Annotated in this window: 16 protein-coding genes; 9 read left to right on the forward strand and 7 right to left on the reverse strand. The window is 63.5% G+C overall.

Going from position 1 to position 14,944, the window contains the following annotated elements; translation table 11 throughout:
* Window positions 1–112 precede the first annotated feature (112 nt).
* The 3 genes from X733_RS147025 (at window position 113) to X733_RS1000000170275 (ending at window position 2,469) form a co-directional block, all read left to right on the forward strand.
* A complete protein-coding gene (locus X733_RS147025) occupies window positions 113–475 on the forward strand; it encodes a co-chaperone GroES (protein WP_023816453.1) in 363 nt (120 codons plus the stop codon).
* Window positions 476–539: 64 nt separating this feature from the next.
* Window positions 540–2,168: a chaperonin GroEL gene (gene groL / locus X733_RS147020; protein ID WP_023684537.1), complete on the forward strand. Its 1,629-nt coding sequence runs from the start codon at window positions 540–542 to the stop codon at window positions 2,166–2,168.
* Between the two features lie 136 nt (window positions 2,169–2,304).
* Window positions 2,305–2,469 (forward strand): hypothetical protein, encoded by a 165-nt coding sequence (locus X733_RS1000000170275; RefSeq protein WP_023705441.1) that lies wholly within the window; start codon window positions 2,305–2,307, stop codon window positions 2,467–2,469.
* 12 nt (window positions 2,470–2,481) lie between these two features.
* Here X733_RS1000000170275 and X733_RS147015 read toward each other — a convergent pair whose 3' ends face one another.
* Both X733_RS147015 and X733_RS1000000170905 read right to left on the reverse strand, forming a co-directional pair.
* The gene (locus X733_RS147015; protein ID WP_023819204.1) at window positions 2,482–4,035 is read right to left on the reverse strand and encodes a trimethylamine methyltransferase family protein; all 1,554 of its coding nucleotides are present in this window, start codon (window positions 4,033–4,035) and stop codon (window positions 2,482–2,484) included.
* Window positions 4,017–4,322 (reverse strand): glycine cleavage T C-terminal barrel domain-containing protein, encoded by a 306-nt coding sequence (locus X733_RS1000000170905; RefSeq protein WP_023727644.1) that lies wholly within the window; start codon window positions 4,320–4,322, stop codon window positions 4,017–4,019. The genes X733_RS147015 and X733_RS1000000170905 overlap by 19 nt, the downstream gene beginning before the upstream one ends.
* 127 nt (window positions 4,323–4,449) lie before the next feature.
* Here X733_RS1000000170905 and X733_RS147005 point away from each other — a divergent pair, with 127 nt between their 5' ends.
* From X733_RS147005 to X733_RS1000000171505, 4 genes are all read left to right on the forward strand, one after another.
* Window positions 4,450–6,609 (forward strand): penicillin-binding protein 1A, encoded by a 2,160-nt coding sequence (locus X733_RS147005; protein WP_023684539.1) that lies wholly within the window; start codon window positions 4,450–4,452, stop codon window positions 6,607–6,609.
* Between the two features lie 73 nt (window positions 6,610–6,682).
* Entirely contained in the window at window positions 6,683–7,267 is a 585-nt protein-coding gene (locus tag X733_RS147000; RefSeq protein ID WP_023819205.1) for a DUF1214 domain-containing protein, read from the forward strand.
* Window positions 7,260–7,808: a DUF1254 domain-containing protein gene (locus X733_RS146995; RefSeq protein WP_023735535.1), complete on the forward strand. Its 549-nt coding sequence runs from the start codon at window positions 7,260–7,262 to the stop codon at window positions 7,806–7,808. The genes X733_RS147000 and X733_RS146995 overlap by 8 nt, the downstream gene beginning before the upstream one ends.
* An 833-nt stretch (window positions 7,809–8,641) precedes the next feature.
* Window positions 8,642–9,226, forward strand: coding sequence for a hypothetical protein (locus tag X733_RS1000000171505; protein WP_348625870.1), 585 nt, complete (start codon window positions 8,642–8,644; stop codon window positions 9,224–9,226).
* Here the strand turns inward: X733_RS1000000171505 and X733_RS146990 are convergent.
* From X733_RS146990 to X733_RS146980, 3 genes are all read right to left on the reverse strand, one after another.
* Window positions 9,213–9,560, reverse strand: coding sequence for a DUF1491 family protein (locus X733_RS146990; RefSeq protein ID WP_023687232.1), 348 nt, complete (start codon window positions 9,558–9,560; stop codon window positions 9,213–9,215). The genes X733_RS1000000171505 and X733_RS146990 overlap by 14 nt on opposite strands.
* 73 nt (window positions 9,561–9,633) lie before the next feature.
* Window positions 9,634–10,422 (reverse strand): peptidoglycan-binding protein, encoded by a 789-nt coding sequence (locus X733_RS146985; protein WP_023687231.1) that lies wholly within the window; start codon window positions 10,420–10,422, stop codon window positions 9,634–9,636.
* Complete coding sequence (locus tag X733_RS146980; protein ID WP_023819206.1) at window positions 10,397–12,142, reverse strand: HAMP domain-containing sensor histidine kinase; 1,746 nt, start codon at window positions 12,140–12,142, stop codon at window positions 10,397–10,399. The genes X733_RS146985 and X733_RS146980 overlap by 26 nt, the downstream gene beginning before the upstream one ends.
* A gap of 532 nt (window positions 12,143–12,674) precedes the next feature.
* On the opposite strand from X733_RS146980, the gene X733_RS146975 reads away from it, so the two are divergent.
* Window positions 12,675–13,043 (forward strand): DUF5330 domain-containing protein, encoded by a 369-nt coding sequence (locus X733_RS146975; RefSeq protein ID WP_023684546.1) that lies wholly within the window; start codon window positions 12,675–12,677, stop codon window positions 13,041–13,043.
* Window positions 13,044–13,159: 116 nt separating this feature from the next.
* The gene (locus tag X733_RS146970) at window positions 13,160–13,588 is read left to right on the forward strand and encodes a SufE family protein (protein WP_023673679.1); all 429 of its coding nucleotides are present in this window, start codon (window positions 13,160–13,162) and stop codon (window positions 13,586–13,588) included.
* Between the two features lie 126 nt (window positions 13,589–13,714).
* Here the strand turns inward: X733_RS146970 and X733_RS146965 are convergent, their stop codons facing one another.
* Window positions 13,715–14,140 carry a MucR family transcriptional regulator gene (locus tag X733_RS146965; RefSeq protein WP_023727649.1) on the reverse strand — a complete coding sequence of 142 codons (426 nt, stop codon included), beginning with the start codon at window positions 14,138–14,140 and terminating at the stop codon, window positions 13,715–13,717.
* Window positions 14,141–14,552: 412 nt separating this feature from the next.
* Complete coding sequence (locus X733_RS146960; RefSeq protein ID WP_023702200.1) at window positions 14,553–14,927, reverse strand: SH3 domain-containing protein; 375 nt, start codon at window positions 14,925–14,927, stop codon at window positions 14,553–14,555.
* Window positions 14,928–14,944: the final 17 nt, after the last annotated feature.

A 14,944-nucleotide genomic window follows, 5' to 3' on the forward strand; every position in this document is an offset into this window, starting at 1 on the left:
TTTTAATATTTAATTTTGGCCACGAATAATTTTTGGCACTCCTATCTATCGAGTGCCAACACGCCTATAAGAACGGCGCGGTCGCCTATGCCGGCCCCAGAAAGAAGTTCTCATGAAGTTTCGGCCACTCCACGACCGCGTCGTCATCCGGCGCGCCGAAGGCGATACCAAATCCAAGGGCGGCATCATCATTCCCGACAATGCCAAGGAAAAGCCGCAGGAAGGCGAAGTCATCGCCGTTGGGCCGGGCGCACGCGACGAAAACGGCGCGCTTGTTCCGCTCGACGTCAAGGCCGGCGACTTCATCCTGTTCGGCAAATGGTCGGGCACCGAGGTCAAGATCGACGGCGAGGACCTGCTGATCATGAAGGAAGCCGACATTATGGGCGTGATCGACAAGAGCGAGACGGCCGCTATCGGAAAGAGCGGGACGGTCGTCACCGAGAAGAGCGTCAAAGCCAAGAAGGCCGCTTGACCGGCCTGGCTTTGCCAGGCTCCGGCGAGCCGCTTGCTTCACCACACCAACGGGATTGAAAAAAATGTCTGCCAAGGAAATCAAATTCGCCACCGACGCGCGCGACCGCATGTTGCGCGGCGTCGAGATCCTCACCAATGCGGTGAAGGTCACGCTCGGCCCTAAGGGTCGCAACGTCATCATCGACAAGGCCTATGGCGCGCCGCGCATCACCAAGGACGGTGTGACGGTGGCCAAGGAAATCGAGCTTGCCGACAAGTTCGAGAACATGGGCGCGCAGATGGTGCGCGAAGTGGCTTCGAAGACCAACGACCTCGCCGGTGACGGCACCACCACCGCCACGGTGCTGGCCGCATCGATCCTGCGCGAAGGCGCCAAGCTGGTTGCCGCGGGCATGAACCCCATGGACCTCAAGCGTGGCATCGACCAGGCTGTCGCCGCCGTGGTCAAGGACATCAAGGCGAAGGCCAAGAAGGTCAAGTCGTCGGCCGAGATCGCGCAGGTCGGCACCATCGCCGCCAATGGCGATGCCAGCGTCGGCGCCATGATCGCCAAGGCGATGGACAAGGTCGGCAATGACGGCGTCATCACCGTCGAGGAGGCCAAGACCGCCGACACCGAACTCGACGTCGTCGAAGGCATGCAGTTCGACCGCGGCTATCTCTCACCCTATTTCGTCACCAATGCCGACAAGATGCGCGTCGAACTGGAAGAGCCTTACGTGCTCATCCACGAGAAGAAGCTCGGCAATCTGCAGGCGATGCTGCCGATCCTCGAAGCAGTGGTGCAGAGCGGCAGGCCGTTGCTGATCATCTCGGAAGACGTCGAAGGCGAAGCACTGGCGACGCTGGTCGTCAACAAGCTGCGCGGCGGCCTCAAGGTCGCGGCCGTCAAGGCGCCGGGCTTCGGCGATCGCCGCAAGGCGATGCTGGAAGACATCGCCGTGCTGACATCGGGCCAGATGATTTCCGAGGATCTCGGCATCAAGCTCGAAAACGTCACCATCGAGATGCTTGGCCGCGCCAAGCGCGTACTGATCGAGAAGGACACCACCACGATCATCGACGGCGCCGGCACCAAGGCGACCATCCAGGCGCGCATCGCGCAGATCAAGGGCCAGATCGAGGAGACCACGTCCGACTACGACAAGGAGAAGCTGCAGGAGCGGCTGGCCAAGCTCGCCGGCGGCGTCGCCGTGATCCGCGTCGGCGGCGTCACCGAGTCTGAAGTGAAGGAAAAGAAGGACCGCATCGACGACGCGCTGAATGCGACGCGCGCGGCGGTGGAAGAAGGCATCGTGCCCGGCGGCGGCGTGGCGCTTCTGCGCGCCAGATCGGCGCTGGCCGGGCTGACTGGCGCCAATGACGATGTGACGGCAGGCATTTCGATCGTGCTCAGGGCACTCGAAGCGCCGATCCGCCAGATCGCCGAGAATTCCGGTGTCGAAGGCTCGATCGTCGTCGGCAGGCTGTCCGACAGCAAGGACCACAATCAGGGCTTTGATGCCCAGAACGAGGTCTATGTCGACATGATCAAGGCGGGCATCGTCGATCCGGCGAAAGTGGTGCGCACCGCACTGCAGGATGCCGGCTCGATTGCAGCGCTTCTGATCACCGCCGAAGCGATGATCACCGACGTTCCGGCCAAGGATGCGGCGCCTGCGGGCGGCGGTGGCGGCATGGGCGGCTACTGACCATCGCCCGAAAATTGCCCGCCTGGGAATCTGGGCGGGCATAAATCAGAACAGGCTGCCGGGGACATTTCCCCGGCGAGCCAGGAATTTCCGTCAGTCAGTCAAGACCAGTCAGCAACGACAGGGAGATCGACAGATGATCACATTTGCCCCGAAGCCAAACGCTGTATCCGCGACCAAGCCGGCGGAGGAGAGCCGCTTCGATCGCATCCGCCGGATTGCCGCCGACAAGCACAGGCAGGCCGATGCCGGGCCGATTCGCCGCGAGCCGTCGAAGACCGGCGACAAGCGGCCGATGTGACGGCTGCCAACCTCACGACATCGGCAACGCTCCGCCCTCTTCGGTGCGGCGGGCAATGAACTCGTCGAGCACATCGGATGTGGCAACGGCCGACGCCGGCGGCTGGAAGTCGGCCAGCGTCCGCTTCCAGATGCCGGTGGCGCGCTCGGTGGCCGACTTCGAACCGGACTGCGTCCAGCTGCCGAAATTCGACCAGTCGGCGACCAGCGGCTCGTAGAAGGCGGTGCGGTAGCGCGTCATGGTGTGGCCGGCGGAGAAGAAATGCCCGCCCGGCTGGACTTCGGCGATCGCCTCGAAGCCGATCGAATCCTTGTCGCCGGGGGTCGTAGCACAGAGTTCGGCAACCGTCTGCAATGCCTCGATATCGGTGATCAGCTTCTCGTAGGAGACGCTGAGGCCACCCTCCAGCCAGCCCGCGGCATGGATGCAGACGGTGGCGCCGGCAAGCACCGAGCCCCACAGCGCGAACTGCGTCTCGTGCGCCGCCTGCACATCGGAAATGTTGGCCGCACTGCCGCCGCCGGACCGCCAAGGCAGGCCGGTGAAGCGGGCCAACTGACCGGCGCCCAGCGTCGCCTTGACGTGCTCGGGCGTGCCGAAGGCCGGTGCGCCGGACTTCATGTCCACATTGGAGGAGAAGGATCCGTAAACCACCGGTGCGCCCGGCCGCACCATCTGCGCCAGCGCGAGACCAGCCAGCGCCTCGGCATGCTGCAGCGTCAATGCGCCGGCGACGGTGATCGGCGCCATGGCGCCGGCCAGGCAGAAGGGCGTGATGATGGACACCTGGCCGGCCTTGGCGAAGTCGATGATGCCTTGCGCCATCGGGATATCGAGCTGGCGCGGCGAATTGGTGTTGATGACGGTATAGCAATGGACGCCGGCAAGGAACTCGTCCTGCGAGAGGCCGCGCGCCAACCTGATCATCTCGAACCCGTCCTCGACCTGCGGCGTGCCACGGGCGAAGACGAAGGGAAACTTGTCCGACAGGGTCAGCTGCGCACGGTTGACGGCATAGTGGCGCAAACGGTTGTCGACATCCTGAGGCTCGATCCAGGGGCCGAGCATATGCAGCACGTCGAAATTCTGAACAAGCTTGGTCAGTTCTTCGAAAGCGGCGAGCGTGCCCGGACGCCGTCCGCGTTCGAGATCGGTGACGTTGGGCGCCCCGGCTCCGGCCAGGAACGTCATCGAGCCGAGCTCCAGCATGAGATCGCGGCTACGGTTGCCCGCCAGCGCCCGGATGGATTTCGGCGCCGAGGCCAGTGCCGCAGTGACAATATCGCGGCCGATGCGCACCATCTGGCTGTCCTCGTCGACCAGCGCACCGGCTTTGGCGTAGATCGCCCGTGCCTCCGGCAGCAGCACCTTGATGCCGAGCTCTTCCAGCACGCGCAACGCCGTGTCGTGGATGGCCGCGACCCGGTCGTCCGAAAACACCGGCTGCGGCAGGAACGGGTTCTTGAGCGAGCGATAGTTCGGGTGGCGGCTTGACCCGCTGCCGGCCTCACCGGTGTGCCCGCGCCGGCGCTCGCGCCTGGTCTCCCTTATAATGTCATCGACCATGGCCAAAACTCCTCATTGCCGCATCGCCTGCCCTCGGGGTCGTATGGCGAGGCCGGAATAATTCGCGCCGGCCGCTCGACGCCGACAATGTGCACCCAAAGCGCGGTCCCCTCCCCGGCGAATTCGTCGCCCAGCAACGTCAGCGCGACGCTTTTGCCTATTGTGTAGCCATAGCCGGCTGAGGCGACGAAGCCGACGCGCCGGCCCTTGTGCCAGACTGGCTCGAAGCCACTGGCGTCGGCATCGACGGCGTCGACCTCCAGCGTCACGATCCGGGCGGCGCTCAACAAACCGTGCGGTGTGGCCTGGCTGCCCTTGTGAGCCGGGCTGAAATGGAAGAATAGTCTTCGCCGGGTATGCCCGCCCTGAAATTGCCCGCTTGCGGTTCTCAGGTGGGTTGGGTGAGTTTCGGGAATGGCCAGTCCTTTAGAACGACGTCCAAGACGAAGAGGTCCGATCGCCGCCGCACTGCTGGCGGTGGACGCGTGGATCGATTCCTCGCTCTACGAAATCGGCTTCAAGGCCGGCCAGTTCTGGGAATCGGCGACCATTTTTTCGCGGCGCTTCCGAGTCACCGGCTGGCGACGCGGCATCATCGAGGTGCTGAGCGAAGGTTTTACGATGGGCGCCGGCGGCGTCGTCGTGCTGCTCGCACTCGCGATGCCGGCCTTCCAGATCACCACCGGCGACTGGCGCAGTCAGGGCGATTTCGCCGTCACCTTCCTCGACCGCTACGGCAACGAGATTGGCCAGCGCGGCATCATCCAGCGCGATTCCGTGCCTGTCGACGAGATGCCGGACCATGTCATCAAAGCAGTGCTGGCGACCGAGGACCGGCGCTTCTTCGAGCACTACGGCATCGACGTGCTCGGCCTGTCGCGCGCCATCTTCGAGAATGTGCGGGCCAATTCCGTCGTCCAGGGCGGCTCCAGCATCACCCAGCAGCTGGCCAAGAACCTGTTCCTGTCGAATGAGCGGACCTTCCAACGCAAGATCAAGGAAGCCTTCCTGTCGCTGTGGCTGGAGGCCAATCTGTCGAAGAAGGAGATCCTGCAGCTTTATCTCGACCGCGCCTATATGGGCGGCGGCACGTTCGGCATCGAGGCGGCGGCGGATTTCTATTTCGGCAAGAGCGTCAAGGATCTGAACCTCGCCGAGGCGGCGATGCTGGCCGGCCTGTTCAAGGCGCCGACCAAATACGCCCCGCACATCAACCTGCCCGCTGCCCGCGCTCGCGCCAATGTGGTGCTGTCGAACCTCGTCGATTCCGGTTTCATGACCGAAGGCCAGGTGCTGCAGGCAAGGCTGCATCCAGCCGAGATCGTCGACCGCGGCGAGCAGAAGAGCCCGGATTATTACCTCGACTGGGCCTTCGATGAGGTCAAGAAAATCGCCAAGCCCGGCCAGCATTCGCTGGTCGCCCACACCACTTTCGACGCCAACATCCAGAAAGCGGCGGAAGAATCCGTCGAATTTCACCTGCGCCAGTTCGGCAAGGAGTACAACGTCACCGAGGGCGCCGTTGTGGTGATCGAGACCAATGGCGCGGTGCGCGCCATTGTCGGCGGCCGCGACTATGGCGCAAGCCAGTTCAACCGCGCCACCAAGGCGCTGCGCCAGACCGGCTCCTCGTTCAAACCTTACGTCTACGCCACCGCCATGGAGCACGGGTTCACCCCGGACTCCGTCGTCTCAGGCGGGCCGATCAGCTGGGGCGGCTGGTCACCGCACAATTACAATGGCGGCTCGGCCGGCAATGTGACGCTGATCACGGCGATCGCCAAATCGATCAACACCGTGCCGGTACGGCTGGCCAAGGACTATCTCGGCATCGGCCCGATCAAGGCGATGGCCGAATCATTCGGCGTGGAATCGCCGCTGGAGTCGCACAAGACCATGGTGCTCGGCACATCGGGCATGACGGTCATGGACCAGGCGACGGGCTACAGCGTGTTCGCGCAGAACGGCTTCGCCGGCTCGCGGCACGGCATCACCCAGCTCGTCACCCGCACCGGCGATGTCGTCTACGACTTTGCCAAGGATGCGCCGGCGCCGCATCGGGTTCTGTCGGAACAGGCTTTGAAATACATGAACACCATGCTGGCTGCGGTGCCGGCGATCGGCACCGCGCGGCGCGCGCAGCTGCCCAACATCGTCGTCGCCGGCAAGACGGGGACGACGCAATCCTACCGCGACGCCTGGTTCGTCGGCTTCACCGGCAATTACACGGCTGCCGTCTGGCTCGGCAATGACGACTTCACCCCGACCCGCAACATGACCGGCGGCACGCTGCCGGCGATGGTGTGGCAGCGGCTGATGGTCTATGCGCACCAGAATATCGACCTGAAGCCGATCCCCGGCCTAGACAAACCCTTCGTCGACGAAGAGATCGCGGCCAAGGCCGAGGAAGCGGAGAAGAAAAATGCCGATCAGGCAGCAGCGGATGCCGCGGCCGAGCGCCCGGCGGTGCTGTCCAGCCGCACGACACAGACGCTGCGCGAGATGACCAAGGTGTTCCAGGCCGCGCCCGTGCTCGGCTCGCCGCAGACACCGGAGACCCTGTCGGCGCTTTGATTCCACAGCGCTGCTTGCTCTGTGGCCTGCCCCGCTATATCCCCGAACGATAATTCCCTCGTCCCGGTTCTTCATGCTCAAGACCGCCTTTTTCACGCTGCTTTCGCTTGCCATAGCCATCGGCCTCGGCGGCGGCAGCGTCTGGTATGCGCTGCAGGCGCAGAGCGGCGTCGGCGCGATCAGCATCGGCCAATGGACCGCCTTCCCCGAGATCGGCACGCAAGATGCCGACCCCTATTCGCAGGCGCGCGTGGCGCGCGAGGGCGTGCTGGCGCTCGGCAAGGCCGAGGGCTTGTCCTTCATCGCCGAACGCGATGCGGCTGGCGATGAGCTTCAGCGGCAATGCGACTACAGGATCGAGGGCAGTTTCCCCACCGCCCGGTTCTGGACGCTCTATGCCGCGGATCAATCGCTCGGCGTGGTCGACACCGGCAAGCCAAGGCTGGCGGCGCTGCAATCCTACCAGGTGCTGCGTCAGCCCGACAATTCGGTGATCATTGCCGTCGGCAACCGTCCGGCCCCCGGCAATTGGCTTCTGACCGAAGGTTTTGGCCGGATGTATTTCGTGCTCACCTTCTACGACACGCCGATTGCCTCAAGCACCGGCCTTTCCGACGTGTCGCTGCCCCGGATCGTCAAGGCTGGCTGCAATGCGTAGGTTGCTGCACGCCATCCTGCTCGGCCTGCTCGGCGCCGGCATCGTCCACATCGTGGTGCTTTTGCTGGTGCCGGAATTTACCGAGCGCGATGCCTGGTCACGGCTGGCGATGGCGTCCGACCTCTACAAGATGACCAGGCTGGATGCCGAGGCGGGCGGCGCGCCGGTGGTGAAGTCGGTGGATCCGCTGTTTTACGCCGCCGCCTGCCGCTTCGACCTTGCCGAAGGCGTGGTGCGGATCAAGGCGCCGGGCAGCGTGCCGTTCTGGTCGGTGTCGGTCTATGACCGCAACGGCCACAATTTCTATTCATTCAACGACCGCACGGCGACCGGCAACAAGCTGGACACCGTGGTGCTGACGCCGGCACAGATGATCGACGTGCGCAGGGAGCTTCCCGAAGACCTGCAAGGGGCGATCTTCGTCGAGGCGCCGATCGAGGAAGGCATCTTCGTCATCCGCGCCTTCGTGCCTGACGACAGCTGGAAGCCGGTTGTGTCGCAGTTCCTGGACCAGAGCTCCTGCGAACTGCAGGACTACTGACCTCAGCCCGACGACCAGCAAATTCAGTGGTGCGGAACAGGCGTCCGTGGTGTGCCCGGCTGGTCCGCCGGTCGCGCCTGGCCCGCCAATGGCGGATGCTCGTAGCGGACGCCGGGGAAAATGATCACCGCCGCCGGCGTACCGGTGTCCTGAACTGCTCGATTGACTGGTGCCGATCGCGGCACGAAAGACAGTACCATGCCCATGGTTCGCGTATTCCTCTCGGTTGCCCCGGAGCACAACGCAACGCCTCCAAATGTGATTAAGGCAGCCAGAGGGTTAACGGAGCGCTAACGGATCGCGGCTAATTTGATGTTTGTTCCAGGCCTAGCGCGAAACCGACACAGTTGCGGTTGAGCATGGTCCGGGTTGTGTCGAGTGTCGGGCGTATCTTCCGTGTCAGCTTCGGATTTCAGGCAAATCGCCATACGGACGGAATCGGGAAAAGCCGAAAGGCTGTTTCGCGCCGCCGTGTCGGCGTTCTGCTCGCTGACCCGCCCGTCGCGCCGCGAGATCGCCCAGCTCGAGGATCTGACGCTGCCGCTGTTCGACAGCGTGCCGGACGAATCGCGCCGCTATGTCGCCGCCGCCCTGTCCGAATGCGAATATGCGCCGGCCGCCCTGGTGCGGCGGCTTTGCGAGGAGCCGGTCGATGTCTGCGCGCCCTTGCTCGTCCGTTCGCGGGCGCTGGGCGACATCGACCTGATCGCGTTGATCGGCCGCCACGGCCTGCCGCATGCGCGCGCCATTGCCCGCCGCAAGGATTTGAACCCGACCATCGCGCAGTTGATCAAGGCGCTGGAAAAGCCGACCCTGGTGCGCGTGNGGTGCGCGTGCGGCGGCCCGAGCCGATCGCCGACGTGGCGGGCGCCGACGCCGAAGCCGCTGCCGCCGCTCCCAGCGCACCAAAACTGCCCGGCAGCGCCGCCGAAACCGCCAGGCGCCGCCTGCGCTCGATGATGCTCGCCGAGGGCGAGGCGACATCGGTCAATCCCTTCGCCGGCTCAGCAACTTACAGCAAGCTGCGCGAGACGGCGCTGACCGGCAACGCCGCCTTCTTCCAGACCGCGCTTGCCGACGCGCTCGACATCGACTTCTCGACGGCGCGGTCGCTGACCGAGCATTCGAGCTATGTCTCGCTGCTCGCCGCGCTGCGGGCGCTCGACCTCAGTGAGGACAGGGCATTCCTGATAGTGGTCGCGGTGTACCCCCGGGAGTTTCCGCACCCGCAGGCGATCGGCATCTTCCTCGACCGCTACCGGCTGCTGCATCACGAGGCGGCGCTCGACAAGGTGCGCGGCTGGAAGGCCGAAACATTGTCGCGAGCGGTGCGCGGCAACACCCCTGTCGCCGCGAATGGCGACCAAGCGCCGGACGTCGACAAAGCCAGCCTAGGGGCCAGCCTCAAGGCGTCTTGACGGAGAGAAGCTCCTCGACGGAAACCGTTCCGGCCTCGATCTCGACCACCCAGATGTCGGGATCGAATTTTTTCTCCCGCTCAAGCCTGGCGTCAAGCGCGGCGGCATCGTCGCCGGCGCCGAGCAGCGTGAAAAAGCGATCATCCGGTTTGTCCGAATCGTAGCTCGTCTGCGGCGCCGGGCCGAACAGGGAGACGTCGCCCAGCCTGCCGCGGGAGAGCACGAAGACAGCGCCGGCCTCGGTCGCGCCACGCTTGGCGACGGCCGCAAAGCCGCCGGCGCCGAAGACACGGCGCAGCAGGGCCGACACCCAAAACTCGGTGGTTACGCGCATGACGAGGCTCCGGAGGACATGCGCGGCGTCTTAGCCGGATTTTCGTCTATCCGCGAGCGGTCGTCTTGACCACTCAATTGGTCAGGCCGATCTCGCGCATCTTGACGTAGACGACCTCGTCGGGCTCGCCGGTTTCCGGCAGGCCGAACAGCGACTGGAATTCCTTGATCGCCGCCTTAGTGCGGGCGCCGACGACGCCGTCGAGCTGCATGTCGTCATTGCCGAATGCCTTCAGGCCGGCCTGGATCTTGACGATGCGGGCATCGGGCGCCTGGGCGGATACCGACGCGGAAACCGGGATGGGCGCAGGCGCGGCCTCGGGCGCGGCAACTCGAGCGGCGGCCATATCCACGGGCCTCGGCACAGGATGCGGGATGCCAGCTGTTGTCTGCTTGGCGCCGAGCTGGTCGAGCAGGACGGCGTCGATCTCACCGGAGGCCGGCAGGCCAACTTTCTGCTGGTATGCCTGGATCGCCTTTTGGGTATTCGGCCCGGAAATGCCGTCGACCGTTCCCGTGTAGAAATCGAGATCCTTCAGGATGCCCTGGACCTGCTCGACGGTCGGGTCGCTTTTGACCGGTGCCGGGCCGGGCCGCAGGATGTTGATGGTGGTTTCGGGTTCGTCCGCGCCGGGGTGCGGAAAACCCTCGATGCTGCGGGTGGCGAAGAAGGCGCCGGCATGCGGAAACGGCTGGTACCACAGCGCGTTGGCGGAAACGTAGAACAGCGTCACCAGGAAGGCGGTCGACCCGCCGACCAGGACCGGATTGCGCGAGATCGCGCCGCCGAGCGCAATCGCGCCGGCCTCGAACGCGCCGCTGCGGCGCTTGACCGCCTTAGGCTGTTTTGCGGAGCGAGCCATTCCTGTCCCCTTTCGCGTCGCCTTTCGTCCTGGTCGCGGGCATCGGCAGCACGCCGTTCCTGTCGGTCGCGCTCCTCTTCGGCCCGTTCACCGGCAGGCTGATCGTGACCGTCGTCCCCTCGCCCGGCATGCTTTCGATCGACATCGTGCCGTCGTGCAGCGCCACCAGGCCCTTGACCAGCGACAGGCCGAGCCCGGTGCCCTCGAAGCGGCGCGTATAGTCGTTCTGGATCTGCATGAACGGCTTGCCGAGATTGACAAAATCTTCCTCGGCGATGCCGATGCCGGTGTCCCTGACCCAGAAATGCAGCCGCGAGCCGATCCGCTTGGCGCCGACGACGACATTGCCGCCATCGGGCGTGAACTTGACCGCATTGGAGACGAGGTTGATCAGGATCTGCTGCACGGCACGACGGTCGGCATTGATCTCCCCGGCGTCCGGCGCAATCTGCGCCTGGAGACCGATGTTCTTGGCATTCGCCTGCAGCTGCATCATCGACTGGCACATCTCGACCGCTTCGATGAATCGGAACGGTTCGGGCTCGGTCGCGTAGGCGCCGGCCTCGATCCTCGAGACATCAAGGATGGAGGTGACGACGGCAAGCAGATGCTGGCCCGACTGCTTCACCAGGCCGACATACTCCTTCTGGCGCGGGTCCTTGAAGCCGCCGAACATCTCATGCAGCAGCATGTCGGAAAAACCGATGATGGCGTTGAGCGGCGTCCGAAGCTCATGGCTGACGACCGCCAGGAAGCGGCCCTTCGCCACCTCGGCCGACGCTGCGGCCTCAGTGGCGGCAGCAAGCTCGTCGCGCAATTCGGCAGTCTCGTCGTTCTCGCGCAGCAGCAGAGTGAAGGTCTCCTGCTGCTCTTCGGCGCGCATCAGTTCGAGCTGAAATGGCCGGTAATTGTCGGCCGTCGAGGCGCTGCCGTCCTGCGGCAGCCTAACCCGAAGATCGAGCCGGCGCGCCAGGGCGCCATCGCGCATGTCGGCAAGCGCGCTGAGATAAGCAACGCGATCGGACAGGTGGATGCGGTCGAACATGCCGGCGCCGAAAAGCAGTTCCGGCGGCAGCTTCAGGATGGTGCGCGCCTTGGCCGAGGCATCCAGGACCTCGCCATGCCGGGCGACATGCAGGACAACGGCGTCGATCATATCTTCAAGGCGGTCGTTTGGAAGGAGCGCGGGCTGGGCGCGTGCGGCATCGCCGAGGGCTGCGAGCCGGGGAACCAGCGTCAGGCCCCAGGCGAGCGGCAGCAGCCAGTGCCACGCCGCGACTTGCGCCCCTCCGAGCGGGACGACAGAGCCGACAAAGGGCTGCAGCAGCATTGCGGCCAAGGTTGAGAGGCCGCCCCAAAGTGCCGCGCGCTTTGAACCGCCGATCCACCAGGCCTCGAATGGCAGTGCCAGGGCCAGCAGCGCAACCGGCGACGCCAGGCCGCCTGCTGCCGCGACGGCGCCGGCAAGGGCAAGACCGCCGGCGGCAAGGGCAACCTGGGCTGCCAGCGTCATCTTGCCCGACGCCGCCACCAGCAAGGCGGCGAACCAGCAAAGACCGAAGGCGGCGAAAATGGTTGCGACGGTGACGGCGGCGCCCATGCCCGAGGTGACCAGTGTCACCGCCGCACCGGCGGCGAAGAACGGAGCGGCAAGCATGATGCCGATGAACCGGCGCTGGCGCAGGCGATCGCCCTGGCCGATGATGGCCGGATGGACCATGCGTTCGCAACCGGCCGCCAGCGCGCCAGGCAGTTCAATATATCTGGCAGTTGTCAAACTCAACGCACTCGCACCCGGTCGTGACTGCCCCTGCTTTGCAGGTCGCTTTTGCTTGTTTGAAACTCGCATCCAGCGTTTAAGGAATGAATAAGGCTGACCGGAACAACGAGCGCGCTACGGCAAAAATTGGAGCGCCGGCACCGGAATGCACCGCCATTTGTAGCCATAGTAAACGGAGCGTTATGTGCAAAGGGCGTGCCCGTGGCTGCGAAACCCTGAGCCGGCATGCCTGCTCTTCTGAAGATATCCATGCGCAACAATCGCTTAGATGGTTACTGCAAGGTTAAGAAAATTGCCGGCATTTGAGGCTAATGCACTGCAAAACGCCTCGCTTCGAATTTGCCTAAAATTTGAGGAAAATTTTCGCTGAGCAAGAAAGCCGTCCTTTGCGCCTCATGTGCCATTGTCGCTGATATAAAGAGGTCATTGCGCATGGACGCATGATCCGGTCATTGGACGAGAGGGCAGATCGATGGGCTTTTTGATAAGAATGGCGTTCTGGTTTTCGCTGGTGTTGCTGGCGCTGCCGCTGACCGTCGGCCCCGACGAGGATGGCCGCGAAAGCGTCGGGCCGTTCCAGGCGCTTTTTGCGGCGCGCGAAGCGGTCGGCGACATCGCCGGCATTTGCGAGCGTAAGCCGGACGTCTGCGAAACCGGCAAGTCGGCGATGCATACGATCAGCGCCCGGGCCAAGGAAACCGCCAAGATCGCCGCCGCCATGCTGGACGACAAGAGCGCCGAGACCTCGCCCGATACATCGCTGGCCACCGGCAGCGTCGCCAAGGACATCGTGCTGCCGGCGACAGTCAACATACCTGCCAAGCTGGTGGCGAAGAACTAAACACCGTTTCAGCTGTATCTACAGCGACACCGCAGGCCGGTCGGACCTCTCGATGCCTGCGGTGCTTTTCTTCTTTTTCCGTGACGCCGCAGCCGCGGATGACTATATCCCGAGCAATGGCCACGACGATCCAGACGATCCGCGACGACTTCTCCCTGCTCGACGAGTGGGAAGACCGCTATCGCTATGTGATCGAGCTCGGCGAAGCGCTGCCGCCATTTCCCGACGCCGAACGCAACGCCGCCAACAAGGTGCCGGGCTGCGTCAGCCAGGTCTGGCTGACCACGAGCCGAGCGCCGGGCGCCGATCCGGTCATCACCTTCACAGGCGATTCAGACGCTCATATCGTGCGCGGTCTGGTCGCCATCATGCTGGCGCTGTTTTCGGGACGGACTGCCAGCCAGATCCTTGAAACGGACGCAGAGGCGACGCTGAGGTCGCTTGGCCTCGACGAACATCTGTCGCCGCAGCGGGCCAATGGCCTGCGCTCGATGGTCAAGCGCGTCAAGCGGGACGCCGAGATGGCTCTCAAGCAGACTGCTTGATTGCTCTATCTTCTCTTCTTTCGACGCAATTCCAAGGGAAAGCGCTCGGCAGTTTTCCTGGAATTGTTCTAGGAACAAAAACGGCGCCGTAAGGGGCGCCGTTGATCTTGTCCATTGGAGCCGGTGTTACCGCCCCTTGCGCTTGCGGCCGAGGCCCATCTTCTTGGCCAGCTGCGAACGGGCAGCGGCATAGTTGGGGGCAACCATCGGATAGCTGGCGTCGAGATTCCACTTCTCGCGGTATTCATCGGGCGTCAGACCGTAATGGGTCATCAGGTGGCGCTTCAGCGACTTGAACTTCTTGCCATCTTCAAGGCAGACGATGTAATCGTCATGAACAGAGCGCTTCGGGTTTACCGCAGGCTTCTGCTTGTCGGCCAGAGGCTGTTCGCTTGCTCCGCCCACGCGCCCGAGAGCGGCATGGACATCAGCGATAAGGTTCGGCAATTCGCCGACCGGCACGGGATTGTTGCTGACATAGGCTGCCACCACATCGGCGGTCAGCTCGATCAGCGCATCGCTATTTCTGGAAGGTGTTTCGACGATATCCATGGTTTAGGCCCCAACGAAGGATGTTTCTGTTTGCGCCCTTTTTGGAAGATCGGGCATGGCGCGAATTTCACGCGGGAAGAGCTTCATGGATTCGCGTCCGGGCATCTTAATGAGCCCACAGACAAAGTAAGTCAATTCGCATCTTGCGCTATATTCAACGATATTCATCGAATAGTCGCTCTTCAGCTTCAATCTTTCGTGCACTCTGTAACTTCGCGATATTTTCTGGTCGGACCAGGACTAGCATGACGTAAGGTCACACCACCGCTAAATCAGCAAGGACTCATAAAGTGGGCAGCGATGCTTGGTCTATGCTTCGAGGTTTGGGCGGCTGATTGTCGGATTCGTACCAAACCGCAAGTTGCAAAGCGTTGGCGAAACACGCCGAAGAAGATCTTCGATCTGACCGGATTCAATACGGCGTGAGGTATTTTCCATAGACCCAGCCACTAACAAAACCACCATTTTGCGCCGGGTCGTGCCAAACTTGACACCATTGATAGCGAATTGCCTGTTTCTGTTTCCAGTGCGGCTGGCCGGCGATCTCCAGAAGATTCAAGCCGCCGGTGCACTTGCCGGTCATCTGCAGGATCGTCCCGTTGGGATAGGCGGCCTGCTTCTGCGAGGTGCCGGACGGATATTTGCGAACGTTGAGCGTGTCGCCGAACGGCACGCCAGCCACTTGCCAAGCGGCGAACGCGGTTGCATGAGACTGGCCGGTGAAAGCCAGAACGGTCGAAGCGACGACGGCGAGAGCCGCAGCGGTGTTGATATGGAAATTCATCATCCTCTCCTTTTGGCTCA

It is taken from the genome of Mesorhizobium sp. L2C066B000 (assembly GCF_000502335.1).
Taxonomy (GTDB): Bacteria; Pseudomonadota; Alphaproteobacteria; order Rhizobiales; family Rhizobiaceae; genus Mesorhizobium.